Below are 14,938 nucleotides of genomic sequence, written 5' to 3'. Positions count from 1 at the left end.
GACAATGCGCTTCATGGCTGAAACCGCATCGCTCGAAACCTTCCTGAACCCCTACACCCACGGATTCGCGAGGGTCGCCGTCGCAGTGCCGCGCAATCGCATCGCCGACCCGGTTTTCAACGCCGCCGAGACCATCGCGATGTATCGCCAGGCCGCAGCCGACGGTGCCGCGCTGGTCGCGTTCCCGGAGCTGGGGCTGTCGGCCTACACCTGCGACGACCTCTTTCATCAGGCCGCCCTGCTCGAAGCCTGCGAGGTCGCGTTGCAAGCGGTGGTCGATGCATCGCGCGATATCGGCGCGGTGGCCATCGTCGGACTGCCGCTGCGCGTCGACCATCGCCTGTTCAACTGCGCGGCGCTGGTGGCGGGCGGCAAGCTGCTCGGCGTCGTGCCCAAAACCTATCTGCCCAACTACAGCGAGTTCTATGAGGGGCGGCAGTTCAACGGTGCCGACAGCGCGCTCGCGACCGATATCGACCTGTGCGGCGAGCGGGTCCCGTTCGGCTCGGAGCTGATATTCCAGGCGCGCGATCTGCCGCTGCTCAAGATCCATGTCGAGATCTGCGAAGACGTGTGGGTGCCGCTGCCGCCATCGAGCTTCGCGGCGCTCGCGGGCGCCACGGTGCTGGTCAACCTGTCGGCATCGAACATCACGATCGGCAAGTCGAGCTATCGGCACCAGCTGGTCAGCTCGCAATCGGCGCGTTGCCTGTCGGCGTATTTGTACTCGTCCGCCGGCATTGGCGAATCGACCACCGACCTGGCCTGGGACGGCCAGGCGCTCATCTACGAAAGCGGCGAGATGCTCGCCGAGAGCGAGCGCTTCAGCAACCGGTCGCACGTCATCAGCGCTGATGTCGACCTGGAGCGCCTGTCGCGCGAACGCATGCGGCAAAACACCTTCGGCGTGTCGGTGCAAAAGCACAGGGCGGCGCTGGCCGACTGGCGCACCGTCGAGTTCGACTTGAAGGCGCCCACCAGCGTGCCGGGTGGCCTGCGCCGCACCGTTGAACGTTTTCCCTACGTGCCGGCCAATGCAGCGACACTCGACGAACGTTGCCGCGAGGTTTTCAACATCCAGGTGCAGTCGCTGGTGCAGCGGCTGGAAGCGAGCCACATCGACAAGGTGGTGATCGGCGTGTCGGGGGGGCTGGACTCGACCCACGCGCTGCTGGTCTGCGCGCATGCGATGGACCGGCTGAAGCTGCCGCGCGCCAACATCCTCGGCTTCACCATGCCCGGCTTCGCGACCAGCGACCGCACGCTGGCGCAGGCGCACCAGCTGATGACGGCCATCGGCTGCACAGCGCGCGAGATCGACATCCGTCCGAGCTGCACGCAGATGCTGGCCGACCTGGGCCATCCGTACGGCAGGGGCGAGCCGGTGTACGACATCACCTTCGAGAACGTGCAGGCTGGCGAGCGCACCAACCACCTGTTCAGGCTGGCCAATTTCAACGGCGGCATCGTCGTCGGCACCGGCGATTTGAGCGAGCTCGCGCTGGGCTGGTGCACCTATGGCGTGGGCGACCACATGTCGCATTACAACGTCAACGCGAGCGTGCCGAAGACACTCATCAAGCACCTGGTGCACTGGGTCGCGCATCAAGAATTTCTGTCGCGCGAAGGCAGTGCGACGCTGCTCGCGATCCTCGACACCGAGGTGAGCCCGGAGCTGATCCCGACCGATGCCGCGAGCGCCGCCGGCACGCAACCCGGCCAGAAGACCGAAGACACGATCGGCCCGTACGAGCTGCAGGATTTCCACCTCTACTACGTGCTGCGCTACGGATTCAGGCCGACCAAGGTGGCCTTTCTCGCGTACACCGCATGGCACGACCGCAGGCTGGGCCTGTGGCCCGATGCGCTGCAGGGAGAGCGCAACGAATACGCCATCGGCGATATCCGCAAGCACCTCGGCACCTTCCTGTACCGCTTCTTCAAGACCAGCCAGTTCAAGCGCTCGTGCGTGCCCAACGGACCCAAGGTCGGCTCGGGCGGCTCGTTGTCACCGCGGGGCGATTGGCGCGCGCCGAGTGATTCCGAAGCCGAAGTGTGGATGGCCGACCTGGCGCGCGTGCCGGAGCGTTGAGTTCAGGACCCGGCGCGGTGCCGGGGCGAGCGCCCGCTCTTGCGTTTCTTCCGATAGCTTGCATTGCCGAGCCCGGTGCCGATGGTCAACACGGCCCAGCGCTTCACGTCCTGCATGAAGGGCAACTCGCTCAGTCCCTGCACCACCGCGTCGTTGTGCATCAACGCTTCGGTCGGCTCGTCGCCGATCAGCGGAATCTTTTCGCACAAGGCGGTCGGCAGATGGAAGTCATCGCGCTCACAGTTGCCCGGCAGGTTCTGCGCACCGCGCGCGATCGAGCCGTCTCGCCGAATGATGCCGGGGCAGGCAATGCCGACGAAAGGCGCCAACCGGATGTCCTTCTTGTGGCTGTAGGCAATCATTTCTTCGAGCATTGCGACCAGCCCGTCGACCAGTTCGGCCTGCTTCGGGTTGTCGTCGGCATGGCGCCACTTCTGGCGCTTGACGACGCGAGCCTTCGACAGGTCACTGGCCTTTTTCCAGCGCGGCTCGACGATGCCGCAACGCACGTTGGTACCGCCGATATCGAGCGCGAGAATGGCGTCGTAGTCGGTCACCATGCGCGGCGGCGCCAGATGCACCCAGCCCAACAAGCCGCCGTCGTCGACCTCGTGCCGCAGCCGCGCGAGGCCGACCTGCACGTTGTCGGCATCGAGCATCACCGCAGCTTGCAGGATGGCGCGCTCGCCCACGTCGCTCTCCGGAAAGCCGCCGCCGATGACGATGCGCTCTACGCCTTGCCACGCCTTTTGTCGCATGTACCGCTTGATCACGCCCGCGAGCTCTCCGGCAAATTCTTCAATGGCGCCTTCCACCGCATCGGTGGCCTCGGTCGCGTCTTTCATCTGCAGCATCTGGTCGATCTCGCTCTTGCTGAGATCGGCCGAGCGCGCATTGCCCATCGGGTCGACACCGTTCCGCCGCTTGCGCTTGCGCCAGACATCGAGCAGCTTCCGAAATGCCGTCTGGCTGGCGCGATCACCGATGAAACCCTCGTCGTCGCGCACTTCGAGGTTGTAGCTTTCGATGATGACCGACGGCATGTTGCGCGTGCCGTGCAGGCCGGCAGTTGCCGGGACCGGCTCGGTACCCTCTCTCCAAGACTCGGCGGAAGAATGTTTTTTGGCTTTGTTCATGCGTGATCTGACTCTGCGCAATTGCGTCGTGCCTGTCATCGGCCTCGCGCACGAACGACTGTAGGAATCGGGCGTGACGTGCGCGGGGACGCACGGCGTTCGCTGGGGCGCCGATACACTGCGCCGATGCAACCCCTCCGCCACCTTCGGCTCGCAATGGCTACCGCAGTGGCACTTTTTCTGCTCGCCTCGACCGCATTCGCCCAAGGCAACGAGACGCTGCGCATCGGCTCCAAGCGCTTCACCGAGTCGTACATCCTGGCCGAGGTGGTGGCGCAGACTGCCGCGCCCTTCACCGGCACGCCACCGGTCATTCGTCAGGGCCTGGGCAATACAGCCATCGTCTACGAAGCACTGCGCTCCGGCGGCATCGACATGTATGCCGAATACACCGGCACCATCGCGCTCGAAATCCTGAAGAGCGACAAGCCGATGTCGCGTGAAGCGATGAGCGCCGCGCTGGCGCCGCTCGGTCTCGGCGTCGGCGCGCCGTTCGGCTTCAACGACGGCTACGCGCTGGCAATGCGCGCGGCCGACGCCGATCGGCTCGGTATTCGCAACCTGAGCGACCTTGCCAAGCACGCCGAACTCCGGCTCGGCCTCTCCAACGAGTTCATGGGCCGTGCGGACGGCTGGAAAGGTTTGACGACGGCGTACGGCCTGTCGCAGCTCCCCACCGGACTCGACCATGGTCTTGCCTACGACGCGATCAAGGCCAAGCAGGTCGACGTCATCGACATCTACACCACCGACGCCAAGATCGACAGCCTCGGCCTGCGCGTGCTGCAGGACGACCGCAACTACTTCCCGCGCTACGACGCCGTGGTGCTGTACCGGCTCGACGTGCCCACGCGCTCTGCCAAGGCCTGGGCCGCGATCGAAAAGCTGCAGGGCCGCATCGACGAGCACGCCATGATCGCGATGAACGCGCGCGCCGAGTTGCAAGGCGCCGGCTTCGACGTGATCGCGCGCGACTTTCTCTCGGGCGGCAAGGGCGATACGGCCGAGCGCGGCTTCATGGCCAAGCTGTTCGGACCCGACCTGTGGCGGCTCACGCGCCAGCACCTGCTGCTGGTCGGTGTCTCGGTCGGGCTGGCGTTGTTGATCGCAGTGCCGCTGGCCGTCGTCGTGTTTCCCTTCGTCCGACTGCGCGCCGTGGTGCTCGGCCTCTCGGGCTTGCTGCAGACCGTGCCGTCGCTCGCATTGCTGGCGGTGCTGATCTCGCTCATCGGTTCGATCGGCACGTTGCCGGCACTGATCGCGCTCACGCTTTACTCGTTGTTGCCGATCATGCGCAACACGGTGACGGGTTTGACCGAAGTGCCCGAAGGCGTGCGCCAGGCCGGCACCGCCCTGGGCATGACGCATGCGCAAAGCATGCGGCTCGTCTTGCTGCCACTGGCATTGCCGACGCTGATAGCCGGCGTGCGCACCGCGACCACGATTGCGATCGGCACGGCAACGATCGCTGCATTCATCGGCGCGGGAGGTTACGGAGAGCGCATCGTGACAGGGCTGGCGCTTAACGATCGGGCCTTGCTCGTGGCCGGCGCGTTGCCCGCCGCGGCGCTCGCGTTGGTCAGTGAGGCGATCTTCGAGACGATCGAGTGGCTACTGCGGCGGGGGCGTCGCTAACGTTTTCTTTCCGCGGCAGGTTCATGCCGCGACGCGCACCGCCTGTCGCGCCAGCAAGTGCCACTCGCCGTCTTGCCGCTGCCACACCAGAAGGATCTTGAGCTTGACGTGGCCGGGTCGACCCGAGTCGTTGGTGTCGGCGACAAGGCGGTAACGCACGATGGCGACATCGCCGTTCACGCTCACCGTTTGCTCCGAAATATCGATGGTCGTGAAATCGGAACTGCCGTCGAGCAAGCTGCCGGAGATGCTCGCCTTGGTGTCGAGCTTGCCGTCGGAGTGGCCGTAGCTCAAATCGTCGGCGAACAAGTCGGCCAGTGCGGTAGCGCTCGGCGAAATCATCGCGAGCCGGAGGCGCTCGACGAGTGCGGAGACTGCTGCTGTTGCATCGGTATTCATTGCGGGCCCAACTTGTCGATCAACGCCTTCAGCATTTCCATCTCTTCGGGCTTGAGGTCGGTGAGTGGGGGGCGAACCGGGCCGGCGCTGTGGCCGACGATGGTCGCGCCCGCCTTGACGATGCTCACGGCATAACCCTGCATGCGGTTGCGGATCTCCAGGTACGGCATGAAGAAGTCTTTGAGCAATCGATGCTGAGTCGCCATGTCGTCGTCGCGCACGGCTTCGTAGAACTGCACGGCCGTCTTCGGGATGAAGTTGAAGACTGCCGACGAATAGACTGGCGTGCCCATTGCTTTGTAGGCCGCGGCATAGACCTCCGCCGTGGGCAAGCCGCCGAGGTAGGCGAAGCGATCACCCATGCGCTGGTAGATCGCAACCATGGCTTCGATGTCGCCGACGCCGTCCTTGAAGCCGACGAGGTTCGGGTTGCGCTCGGCCAGGCCTGCGAGCGTCTCGGGCTTCAGCCGGCTGGACGCGCGGTTGTAGACGATGACGCCGAACTTCACGCTCTTGCAGACCGCTTCGACGTGAGCGGCCAGACCCTCTTGTCCTGCTTCGGTCAGGTAATGCGGCAGCAGCAGGATGCCGTGCGCGCCGGCCTTTTCAGCGGCTTGTGCGCACTGGATCGCGAAGCGCGTCGGACCACCGGCGCCCGCGATGATCGGCACCACGCCGCGGCAGGTGTCGACTGCGGTCTGGACGATGCCGGGGTACTCGTCGCCAGTAAGCGAGAAGAACTCCCCGGTTCCACCGGCCGCGAACAAAGCGGTCGCGCCATACGGCGCCAGCCATTCGAGGCGCTTCTGGTAGCCCGTCTTGTGGAAGTCGCCGTGGCTGTCGAAGTCGGTCAGCGGGAACGACAGCAGGCCGGAGCCCATGATGGTTTTGAGTTCTTGCGGGTTCATTGAGACAGGTGGATGGATCAATCGATCTTGATATTGGCGTCGGTGACGACCTTGGCCCAGCGCGCGCGTTCCTTGTTGAAGAACTTGTCCTGGTCGACCGAAGTCATCGTCACGACTTCGGCGCCCTGACCAGCGAGGCGCGAGCGGATGTCGGCCGAGCGAATGATGGAAACCAGTTCCTTGTTGAGCCGCTGCACGATCGCGTCGGGTGTGCCGCGCGACACCAGCACGCCTTGCCAGGTGCCGGATTCATAGCCGGGCACGCCCTGCTCGGCGATGGTCGGCACATCGCCGATCAACGGCATGCGCGTGGCCTTCGACACGCCGAGGATCTTGAGCTTGCCCGACTGCACCTGCGGCAGCGTGGCGAGCATGCCGTTCATGAGAATCTGAGTCTGGCCGCCGACGGTGTCTTGAATCGCCTGCACGCCGCCCTTGTAAGGTACGTATTGCCAGCGGGCGCCGACGGCACGCTCCAGCGCGACGCCCGCCAAATGCGGCGCGCTGCCCGTGGCGGTGACCGCGAAGTTGAGGTCGGACTTTTTCGAAAGCGCGACGAGTTCTTTCAGGTTGTTGGCCGGCACCGACGGATGCACGACCAGCAAGTGCGGCGAATACGCCAACATCGTGACGCCGCTCAGGTCTTTCGACGGATCGAAGGCCAGCTTGGCATAGACAGACGGGCTGATCGCCAGCGCGCCGACATCGCACAGCAGCAAGGTGTAGCCGTCGGGTGCCGACTTGGCAACGAAATCGGCGCCGAGGTTGCCGTTGGCGCCAGACCTGTTCTCGACCAGCACCGTTTGCTTCAACGCTTCCGACAACGGCTGGGTGATGGAGCGCGCGATGATGTCCGATGAGCCGCCAGGCGGGTACGGCACGATGATCTTGATAGGTTTGGAAGGCCATGCGGCGTCTGCTGCGCTCGCACCGCTCGCAGACAGAAGTCCACCGCCAATGACCCCGCCGAGGGTGCCGAGCATCCATTCACGCCGCTTGATTGCCATGTCCATCTCCAATCGATAACTCAGTCGATAACTGTGTGATCGGTCATCGTACAACCTGCGTCGATGTGTGTCTCTCCCGGTTTACCCGGAAGTCATGCGGCCGGCGTCGTTGGCTCGGGCTTGTCCGCCAGCTTGCCGACCGCTGCCGATCGGGCCGCGTCCTGCGCGCGGCGCAGCCTCTCCCGGCTGTTGGTCAGATGGATTCGCATCGCGGCACGTGCAGATTCGGCATCGCCTCGCGCGATGGCCTGATAGATCTCTTCGTGCTCGCGGTTGACGCGACTCAAATACTCGCTGCGCCGATCGACATCGACCAGCGCGCTGATGCGAGTGCGCGGAAAAATCGAGGTGCCGAGGTGGCTCATGATGTCCGCGAAATACGGGTTGCCCGTCGCCTGGGCGATGCGCAGATGAAAGCGCAGGTCGGGCGCCACGGTGTCACCCGATACCCGCACGTTGTGCTCGAATTCGTCGAGCGCCTGACGCATGGCCAAAAGGTCTTCTTCGCTGCAACGCGTAGCCGCCAACCCGGCGGAACCGGTCTCCAGGCTGATGCGCAGTTCGAGCACGGCCAGCACGTCGATCGAGGTTGCGAGTTCTGCTGGATCGAGTCGGAACATGCCGCCCGATTTGGGCTGCAGGACGAAGGTGCCGACACCGTGGTGCGTCTCGACCAGGCCACCCGCCTGCAACTTGGACAAGGCCTCGCGCACGACGGTGCGACTCACACCGTAGGCCTGCATGATGGCCGACTCGGTCGGCAATTTGTCGCCCGGCCGCAGTGTCTGCGCCTGGATCTTTTGCGCCAGGTCGTCGACCAGCCCGTGCGCCAGCCCGCGCCCCTTGATGCGCGGGCGCCCGACAAAGGCCGCAGCCTTCGCCGTGTCGCCGACATCCGATGACGAAGCACCGTGTAGCAAGGGATTTCCCGCAGTGGATTGGCTCATGCGGCCATGATAATCCGTGCAAATGTTGTACGACAACCGATAACAACCCTTACTTTGATGAAGTACGCGCTCGATTTCACTCCCTTGCTCAGCTACTGGCCGGTTTTCCTGAACGGGGCCTGGCTCACGCTCAAGATGACCGCGCTCGCCGTGATCGTGGGCGTGGCATTGGGAACTGCGGTCGCCTTCGCCAAGCGCAGCAAGATCAAGCCGCTCTCTCGCCTTTGCTCGGCCTACATCGAGGCGGTACGCAACACGCCTTTTCTCGTTCAGATCTTCCTGCTGTACTTCGGGCTCGCCAGCGTCGGCGTGCGCATGCCGACCTTTGTCGCGGCCGTACTGGCGATGACGATCAACATCGGCGCCTACGCGGCGGAGATCATTCGCGCCGGCCTCGAATCGATCCCACCCGGACAAATCGAAGCGGCCGAATGTCTGGGTTTGTCGAAGTGGCGCATCGGTTGGCACGTGATGCTGCAGCCGTCGATCGAGAAGGTGTACCCCGCCCTCACCAGCCAGTTCCTTTTGATGATGCAGGCGTCGGCGATGGCCTCCCAAATCTCGGCGGAAGAACTCACCGCCATCGCCAACACCGTGCAGTCGGACACGTTCCGCTCGCTTGAAACGTACATCGTGGTGGCTGCGCTTTACCTCGTACTGTCGCTGATCATCAAGCTCATCACCAGCGTGCTGGGCGAGTACTTGTTCCGTCGCCGTCGCGTGCTGCGCAAGGCAGCCGCGCGGAGCGCAAATGGCGCTCGTGCCCTCATCGACACCACGCAAGCCAACGTGGCAAGCCACGGCGGAGCGGCATGACCATGTTCGGCAGCTTCACCCTCGTCCACCTTTTCTATCTGATCAACTCGATCGGGTGGACGCTGGTGCTGTCGGCACTGGCTTTCGTGCTCGGCGCCATCGGCGGCTTCGGCGTGATGCTGGCGCGCATATCGCCGCGGCCGTGGTTGCGCTGGCTGGCCATCGTCTACATCGAATGCATTCAGGGCATTCCACTGCTGATCCTGCTGTTCATCGTGTACTTCGGCCTGTCGGTGTACGGCTACTCGCTGCCTTCGCTGGTGGCGGCCGGGCTGGCGATGATGATCTACATCGCCGCCTACCTCGGCGACATATGGCGCGGCTGCATCGACGCCATGCCCAAGCCGCAATGGGAAGCCTCCGAATGCCTGGCGTTCTCGCGCTGGCAAACGCTGCGCCTCGTGATCATTCCGCAGGCGGTGCGGCTGTCGTTGCCGCCGACCGTCGGCTTCCTGGTGCAGATCATCAAGATGACTTCGCTGGCGTCGGTCATCGGCTTCGTCGAGCTCACGCGTGCGGGGCAGATCATCAACAACACGATCTTTCAGCCATTCCTGATTTTCAGCCTGGTCGGCGTGTTCTATTTCGCCCTGTGTTACCCGCTGTCGCGCTGGAGCGAAGCCATGGAGAACAAGCTCAATGTCGCCAATCGTTAGTCTTCACGACGTCTACAAGAGCTTCGGCTCGAACCAGGTGCTGAAGGGTGTTTCTTTCGAAGTCGCCAAGGGCGAAATGATCGCCATCATCGGCGCCAGCGGCTCGGGCAAGAGCACTGCGCTGCGCTGCATCGACCGGCTGGAGAAAATCGACAAGGGCACCATCGAAGTGGCCGGCATCCGGGTCGACAGCCCTTCTGTGGACCTCAAACGCTTGCGGCTCGAAGTCGGAATCGTGTTCCAGAGCTACAACCTCTTTCCGCATCTGACAGTCGAAGAAAACATCATGCTGGCGCTGCGCCATGTGAAGAAGCAGTCGCGCGCCGAAGCGCACCAGGTCACGCTGCGCGTGCTCGATCAGGTGGGCCTGCGCGAGAAGGCCGATGCGTATCCCGAGCAGCTTTCGGGCGGCCAGCAGCAGCGCGTAGCCATCGCCCGCTCGCTCGCCATGTCGCCCAAGGTCATGCTGTTCGACGAAGTCACTTCGGCACTCGATCCACAGCTCACCGGCGAAGTGCTGCGGGTGATGGAAGACCTCGCGGCCGGCGGCATGACCATGCTGCTGGTGACGCACGAAATGGCCTTCGCCAAGCGCGTGGCCGACCGCATCATCTACATGCACCAGGGCCGTGTCTGGGAAACCGGCGAGGGCAGCATGCTCGATTCGCCGAAGACACCCGAACTGCGCGCCTTTCTCGACAACGGTCTTTAACGGCAACCGCTCGGTCGCCCACTTCTTCACTCATCTTTTCCGCGAACCCCAAGGAGACACCATGAAATCGACACGCACCTTCGCCCGCACTGCCCTCGCCGCCCTGATGCTGGCCGGCATCACCCAAGCCGCACTCGCCGACCAGTTCGACGACATCAAGAAGGCCGGCACGATCCGCGTGGCCATCGCCATCGGAACGCCGCTCTTCAGCTACACCGATGCCAACATGCAGCCGACCGGCTCCGACGTGGACGCCGCGGCAGAGCTCGCCAAAGACCTGGGCGTGAAGCTGGAGATCGTGCCGATCACCACCGCTGCACGCATTCCGACGCTGCAGGCGCGACGCGCCGACGTCGTGATTTCGGCCCTTTCGATCACCGAAGAGCGTGCCAAGGTGGTGGACTTTTCGGTCCCCTACTCGGCCATCACCATTCTGGTTTCAGCGCCAAAGGACATGAAGATCGCCAATTACGCCGACCTGAATGGCAAGCGCGTCGGCCTGACGCGTGCAACGACCAATGACACCATCACGACGCGGGAGGCCAAGGGCGCAGAAATCATGCGTTACGAAGACGATGCGACGCTGATCACGTCGGTGGTCACGGGCCAGGTCGATATCTTCTCGAGCACGCCATCGAACATGGGCGAGATCAACAAGCGCGCACCTGGCAAGAACTTCGAAATGAAGTTCTCGCAGCTCGACTCGGGCCTGGGCGTCACCATGAACAAGGGCGAACCCAAATTGAAGGAATGGATCGATGGCTGGGTCACGACCAATATCAAGAACGGCAAGCTCAACGCCATCTACAAGAAATACCACGGTCGCGATCTGCCGACCACGGTGTTCAAGCCAGCGTAAGGACCAGGTAATCATGGCAAACAAATTGGGGCGCTTGCTCTTGACCGGTGCTGCGGGCGGTCTCGGCAAAGTGCTGCGCGACTCGCTGAAGCCATCCACCGATGTGCTGCGTTTGTCCGACATCGCCGGAATGGCGGCCGCTGAGGGCGCGCATGAAGAAGTAGTGCCTTGCGACCTTGGCGACAAGGCGGCGGTCGATGCACTGGTGGCCGGCTGCGACGCGGTCGTGCATCTGGGCGGCGTGTCGATCGAACGACCTTTCGAAGAAGTGCTGGAAGCCAACATCAAGGGCGTCTTTCATCTCTATGAAGCGGCTCGTCGACACACCGCCAAACGCATCGTGTTCGCCAGTTCGAATCATGTCATCGGCTTTCACAAGCAGACCGAAACGATCGACGCCGGCGCACAGAAACGGCCCGATGGCTACTACGGCCTGTCGAAGTCCTTCGGCGAAGACGTGGCGCAGTTCTACTTCGACCGCTACGGCATCGAGACTGTGAGCATCCGCATCGGCTCGTCGTTTCCCGAGCCGCTGAACCGCCGCATGATGAGCACCTGGCTGAGCTTTCGCGACCTGACGACGCTGGTCGAGAAATCCCTCTTCACCTCCGACGTGAAGCACACCATCGTTTATGGCGTGTCGGCCAACCGCGACGTGTGGTGGGACAACAGCGCTGCCGCGCACCTGGGCTACGTACCGCAAGACAGTTCTGAGCAGTTCCGCGCCAAGGTCGAGGCGCAACCGCCGGTCGCACCGACCGACCCCAACGCCATCTACCAGGGCGGCGGCTTCACGGCCCAAGGCCCGTTCGGCGACTGAGCCCGGCCGGCCCGATGTTCGCGCCGCCCGCAGTCGACTGACCCTGCATTTTTTTCGAAGTTCCACCCCCCTTACTTTCAATCCGAGGAGCCACCATGACACCGAAACTCAAAACCCTCTCTGGCCTGATCGCGATCGGCCTTTTCGCGCTGACGACCAGTGCGACGGCCCGCACATTTCGCTCGGCCGAGGTGCACGCCAAGGATTTCCCGACCAACCAGGCCGTGATGTTCATGGGCGAAGAATTGTCGAAAGCCAGCGGTGGCAAGGACAGCATCAAGATCTTCGCGGACAGCTCGCTGGGTTCGGAAAAAGACACTGTCGAGCAGGTCAAGATCGGGGCGCTCGACATGGTGCGCGTGAGCTCGGCCTCGTTCCACGGCATCGTGCCGGAGTCGGTCGTGCCGTCGCTGCCGTTCCTGTTCCGCGACATCGAACATTTCCGCAAGGCGATGTACGGTCCGGCCGGCGACAAGGTGCTCGCCGCGTTCGACAAGGCCGGCTTCATCGGACTGGCCTTCTACGAGAGCGGCTCGCGTTCGGTCTACGCCAAGAAGCCGATCAAGAACGTCGCCGACATGAAGGGCTTGAAGATCCGCGTGCAGCCCTCTGACCTGATGGTCAGCATGGTGAGCTCGATGGGTGCGTCGCCCACGCCGATGCCGATCGCCGAGGTCTACACCGGCCTGAAGACCGGCCTGGTCGACGCGGCAGAGAACAACTACCCGTCGTACGAAGAAGCCAAGCACTTCGAAGCAGCGCCCTACTACTCGGAGACCATGCATGTCATGACGCCGGAAGTGCTGGTGTTCTCCAAGAAGATCTGGGACACGCTCCCCAAAGAGCAGCAGGCCGCCATCCGCAAGGCCGCGAAAGACTCGGTTCCTTTCTACGTGAAGCTGTGGGAGCCGCGCGAGAAAGACGCCAAGGCGGCTGTCATCAAGGGCGGCGCGAAGATTACCGCCGCGGCCGACATCGACCGCAAGGGCTTCGTCGAAGTCGAGAAGCCGGTTTACGACAAGTTTGCGTCCACGCCCGAGTTGAAGGCGCTGGTGCAGGAAATCATCAACACCAAGTGATGCGACTTCAAAGGCGACTGCAATGACAACGATGCTGTCCCGCGTCAACGCGAAGCTCTCGCGCTGGACGATGTACCTCGCCTGCGTGTGCCTGATCGGCCTGCTCGGCGTGGTCGTCTACGGCGTGGTGCTGCGCTACGTCTTCAACAACGCGCCGGCCTACGTCGAGCAGGTCGCGCTGTTGCTGGTGATCTCGGTCGCCATGTTCGGCGCCTCGGCCGGCGTGCGCGATGCGGGCCACATCGGTCTCGACTCGCTGGTCAAAGTGCTGCCGCCCAAGTTGCAGTTCTGGTGCAAGTGCGTGGTGTACGTCCTGACCATCGCATTTGCCATCGCGCTCTTCGCGGGCGGGATGGAAATGGCTATCTCGACCCACGACGCGACCATTCCGACACTCGGACTTTCCGAGGCTTATCGCTACTTGCCGGTGCTCATCGCAGGCGTGCTCATCACGCTCTTCTCGATCGAGCATCTGGCGTCCCAGTTCACCGGCCACGAGGTGGTCCCATCATGGCATTGACTCTTCTCTCGCTCAGCTTCATCGTCTTTTTGCTGCTCGGCATGCCGGTCGCTTTTGCGATCGGATTGAGTTGCCTCTTGACCTTCGCGTTCGAAGGCCTGCCCTTCGAGACTGCCATCCAGATGATGGTGTCGGGCATGAACGTTTTCTCTTTCCTGGCGATACCGTTCTTCATCTTTTCCGGGGAGTTGATGCTGCACGGCGGCATCGCCGACAAGATCGTCGCCTTCGCGCGCAGCCTGGTCGGCCATTGGAAGGGCGGCCTCGGCCTCGCGAACGTGGTGGCGTCGACGCTGTTCGGTGGCGTCTCGGGGTCGCCGGTGGCAGACACCTCCGCCATGGGTGGCGTGATGATCCCGATCATGAAGCGCGAGGGCTACAGCGCGGCTTATGCCGTCAACGTGACGACGCACGCATCGCTCTCCGGCGCATTGATGCCGACATCGCACAACATGATCATCTATGCCTTTGCAGCGCAAGCGGCAGTAGGCACGATCGGCGGCCACACCATCAAGGGCGTGTCGATCGGCGACCTGATGTTCGCCGGCCTGATCCCGGTGTTCTGGATCATGGTTTGCATGCTGGTCGCCGCCTACTGGCAAGCCGCCAAGTACGGCTTTCCCCGGCGTCCCGACGGCTCCACGATGATCGAACGCTTCCCGGGCTGGAAAGCGGTGCTGCGCACTTTCATCGCGTCGATTCCGGGCCTGATGGTGATCGTCATCATCCTGGTGTGCGTGATGGAAGGAATCGCGACGGCAACGGAGGCGGCGGCCATCGCGGTCACTTATTCGCTGCTGCTCACGGTGGTTATCTACCGCACGATGACCAAGCAAAAGCTCTTCAAGTCGTTGGCCAAAGCATCGAAGACAACGGGCGTGATCCTGCTGCTGATCGGCGTGTCGAACATGCTGCGCTACCAGATGGCGTACCTGGAAATTCCGGACACCATCGAGGCCGCGCTGCTGGCCGCTACCACGACGCCTTGGCTGATGCTGCTCTACATCAACATCATCCAGATCTTTCTGGGGATCTTCCTGGACATGGCGGCGCACATCCTGATCACGACGCCGCTGTTCTTGCCGCTGGCCATCCAGATGGGCGTCGGGCCGGTTCAATTCGGAATGATGCTGCTGCTTAATTGCGCGTTGGGCCTGGTGCATCCGCCGGTGGGGACGGTGCAGTTCATCGGTTGTGCGATCGGCAAGATATCGATCGGCGAGGCCACCAAAACGGCTTGGCCGTATTACCTCGCCATCTTCATCGCCATCACGTTGGTGACGTACGTGCCGGCGTTTTCGACCTGGCTGCCGTCGCTGATCACCGGGCACGTGGTTCTGTGAAAGCCACCA

At 63.2% G+C, this 14,938-nt stretch carries 15 protein-coding genes; 10 read left to right on the top strand and 5 right to left on the bottom strand.

Features of this window, described 5'->3' with window-relative positions:
• The first annotated feature begins 13 nt into the window (after window positions 1-13).
• Entirely contained in the window at window positions 14-2,092 is a 2,079-nt protein-coding gene (locus tag H7F36_RS12610) for an NAD(+) synthase (protein ID WP_187051144.1), read from the top strand.
• A 2-nt stretch (window positions 2,093-2,094) separates the two neighbouring features.
• Here the strand turns inward: H7F36_RS12610 and H7F36_RS12605 are convergent, their stop codons facing one another.
• Window positions 2,095-3,228, bottom strand: a complete 1,134-nt coding sequence (locus H7F36_RS12605; protein ID WP_261802262.1) for an ROK family protein — start codon at window positions 3,226-3,228, stop codon at window positions 2,095-2,097.
• Between the two features lie 156 nt (window positions 3,229-3,384).
• Between H7F36_RS12605 and H7F36_RS12600 the strand changes: the two genes are divergently transcribed.
• Window positions 3,385-4,863, top strand: coding sequence for a glycine betaine ABC transporter substrate-binding protein (locus tag H7F36_RS12600; RefSeq protein WP_187054957.1), 1,479 nt, complete (start codon window positions 3,385-3,387; stop codon window positions 4,861-4,863).
• A 21-nt stretch (window positions 4,864-4,884) separates the two neighbouring features.
• Here H7F36_RS12600 and H7F36_RS12595 read toward each other — a convergent pair whose 3' ends face one another.
• The 4 genes from H7F36_RS12595 to H7F36_RS12580 form a co-directional block, all read right to left on the bottom strand.
• Window positions 4,885-5,262: a nuclear transport factor 2 family protein gene (locus H7F36_RS12595; RefSeq protein WP_187051143.1), complete on the bottom strand. Its 378-nt coding sequence runs from the start codon at window positions 5,260-5,262 to the stop codon at window positions 4,885-4,887.
• Window positions 5,259-6,170, bottom strand: a complete 912-nt coding sequence (kdgD, locus tag H7F36_RS12590; protein ID WP_187051142.1) for a 5-dehydro-4-deoxyglucarate dehydratase — start codon at window positions 6,168-6,170, stop codon at window positions 5,259-5,261. The genes H7F36_RS12595 and kdgD overlap by 4 nt, the downstream gene beginning before the upstream one ends.
• Before the next feature lie 17 nt (window positions 6,171-6,187).
• The gene (locus tag H7F36_RS12585) at window positions 6,188-7,177 is read right to left on the bottom strand and encodes a Bug family tripartite tricarboxylate transporter substrate binding protein (RefSeq protein ID WP_187051141.1); all 990 of its coding nucleotides are present in this window, start codon (window positions 7,175-7,177) and stop codon (window positions 6,188-6,190) included.
• Between the two features lie 92 nt (window positions 7,178-7,269).
• Window positions 7,270-8,124: a FadR/GntR family transcriptional regulator gene (locus H7F36_RS12580; protein ID WP_187051140.1), complete on the bottom strand. Its 855-nt coding sequence runs from the start codon at window positions 8,122-8,124 to the stop codon at window positions 7,270-7,272.
• 57 nt (window positions 8,125-8,181) lie between these two features.
• On the opposite strand from H7F36_RS12580, the gene H7F36_RS12575 reads away from it, so the two are divergent.
• The 8 genes from H7F36_RS12575 (at window position 8,182) to H7F36_RS12540 (ending at window position 14,929) form a co-directional block, all read left to right on the top strand.
• Window positions 8,182-8,940 (top strand): amino acid ABC transporter permease, encoded by a 759-nt coding sequence (locus H7F36_RS12575; protein WP_187051139.1) that lies wholly within the window; start codon window positions 8,182-8,184, stop codon window positions 8,938-8,940.
• Window positions 8,941-8,942: 2 nt separating this feature from the next.
• Window positions 8,943-9,596: an amino acid ABC transporter permease gene (locus H7F36_RS12570; RefSeq protein ID WP_187054956.1), complete on the top strand. Its 654-nt coding sequence runs from the start codon at window positions 8,943-8,945 to the stop codon at window positions 9,594-9,596.
• Window positions 9,580-10,308 carry an amino acid ABC transporter ATP-binding protein gene (locus tag H7F36_RS12565; protein ID WP_187051138.1) on the top strand — a complete coding sequence of 243 codons (729 nt, stop codon included), beginning with the start codon at window positions 9,580-9,582 and terminating at the stop codon, window positions 10,306-10,308. Before H7F36_RS12570 ends, H7F36_RS12565 begins: the two co-directional genes overlap by 17 nt.
• Before the next feature lie 61 nt (window positions 10,309-10,369).
• Window positions 10,370-11,167, top strand: a complete 798-nt coding sequence (locus H7F36_RS12560) for a transporter substrate-binding domain-containing protein (RefSeq protein ID WP_187051137.1) — start codon at window positions 10,370-10,372, stop codon at window positions 11,165-11,167.
• A 13-nt stretch (window positions 11,168-11,180) separates the two neighbouring features.
• Complete coding sequence (locus H7F36_RS12555; protein ID WP_187051136.1) at window positions 11,181-11,987, top strand: NAD-dependent epimerase/dehydratase family protein; 807 nt, start codon at window positions 11,181-11,183, stop codon at window positions 11,985-11,987.
• Between the two features lie 95 nt (window positions 11,988-12,082).
• Window positions 12,083-13,066, top strand: a complete 984-nt coding sequence (locus H7F36_RS12550; RefSeq protein WP_187051135.1) for a TRAP transporter substrate-binding protein — start codon at window positions 12,083-12,085, stop codon at window positions 13,064-13,066.
• A 22-nt stretch (window positions 13,067-13,088) separates the two neighbouring features.
• The gene (locus H7F36_RS12545) at window positions 13,089-13,586 is read left to right on the top strand and encodes a TRAP transporter small permease (protein WP_261802261.1); all 498 of its coding nucleotides are present in this window, start codon (window positions 13,089-13,091) and stop codon (window positions 13,584-13,586) included.
• Window positions 13,577-14,929: a TRAP transporter large permease gene (locus H7F36_RS12540; protein ID WP_187051134.1), complete on the top strand. Its 1,353-nt coding sequence runs from the start codon at window positions 13,577-13,579 to the stop codon at window positions 14,927-14,929. The genes H7F36_RS12545 and H7F36_RS12540 overlap by 10 nt, the downstream gene beginning before the upstream one ends.
• The last annotated feature ends 9 nt before the right edge of the window (window positions 14,930-14,938 follow it).

This window comes from Variovorax sp. PAMC28562 (assembly GCF_014303735.1).
In the GTDB taxonomy this organism is placed as follows: domain Bacteria; phylum Pseudomonadota; class Gammaproteobacteria; order Burkholderiales; family Burkholderiaceae_C; genus Variovorax.
The sequence above is the reverse complement of the archived record's forward strand: the minus strand, read 5'-3'. Positions and strand labels throughout refer to the sequence as shown.

What these genes read in the sequence shown, in the direction of transcription:
- H7F36_RS12610 (WP_187051144.1), top strand. Translation starts at nt 14, where the DNA reads ATGGCTGAAACCGCATCGCTCGAAACCTTCCTGAACCCCTACACCCAC.
- H7F36_RS12605 (WP_261802262.1), bottom strand. Translation starts at nt 3,228, where the DNA reads ATGAACAAAGCCAAAAAACATTCTTCCGCCGAGTCTTGGAGAGAGGGT.
- H7F36_RS12600 (WP_187054957.1), top strand. Translation starts at nt 3,385, where the DNA reads ATGGCTACCGCAGTGGCACTTTTTCTGCTCGCCTCGACCGCATTCGCC.
- H7F36_RS12595 (WP_187051143.1), bottom strand. Translation starts at nt 5,262, where the DNA reads ATGAATACCGATGCAACAGCAGCAGTCTCCGCACTCGTCGAGCGCCTC.
- kdgD (WP_187051142.1), bottom strand. Translation starts at nt 6,170, where the DNA reads ATGAACCCGCAAGAACTCAAAACCATCATGGGCTCCGGCCTGCTGTCG.
- H7F36_RS12585 (WP_187051141.1), bottom strand. Translation starts at nt 7,177, where the DNA reads ATGGCAATCAAGCGGCGTGAATGGATGCTCGGCACCCTCGGCGGGGTC.
- H7F36_RS12580 (WP_187051140.1), bottom strand. Translation starts at nt 8,124, where the DNA reads ATGAGCCAATCCACTGCGGGAAATCCCTTGCTACACGGTGCTTCGTCA.
- H7F36_RS12575 (WP_187051139.1), top strand. Translation starts at nt 8,182, where the DNA reads ATGAAGTACGCGCTCGATTTCACTCCCTTGCTCAGCTACTGGCCGGTT.
- H7F36_RS12570 (WP_187054956.1), top strand. Translation starts at nt 8,943, where the DNA reads ATGTTCGGCAGCTTCACCCTCGTCCACCTTTTCTATCTGATCAACTCG.
- H7F36_RS12565 (WP_187051138.1), top strand. Translation starts at nt 9,580, where the DNA reads ATGTCGCCAATCGTTAGTCTTCACGACGTCTACAAGAGCTTCGGCTCG.
- H7F36_RS12560 (WP_187051137.1), top strand. Translation starts at nt 10,370, where the DNA reads ATGAAATCGACACGCACCTTCGCCCGCACTGCCCTCGCCGCCCTGATG.
- H7F36_RS12555 (WP_187051136.1), top strand. Translation starts at nt 11,181, where the DNA reads ATGGCAAACAAATTGGGGCGCTTGCTCTTGACCGGTGCTGCGGGCGGT.
- H7F36_RS12550 (WP_187051135.1), top strand. Translation starts at nt 12,083, where the DNA reads ATGACACCGAAACTCAAAACCCTCTCTGGCCTGATCGCGATCGGCCTT.
- H7F36_RS12545 (WP_261802261.1), top strand. Translation starts at nt 13,089, where the DNA reads ATGACAACGATGCTGTCCCGCGTCAACGCGAAGCTCTCGCGCTGGACG.
- H7F36_RS12540 (WP_187051134.1), top strand. Translation starts at nt 13,577, where the DNA reads ATGGCATTGACTCTTCTCTCGCTCAGCTTCATCGTCTTTTTGCTGCTC.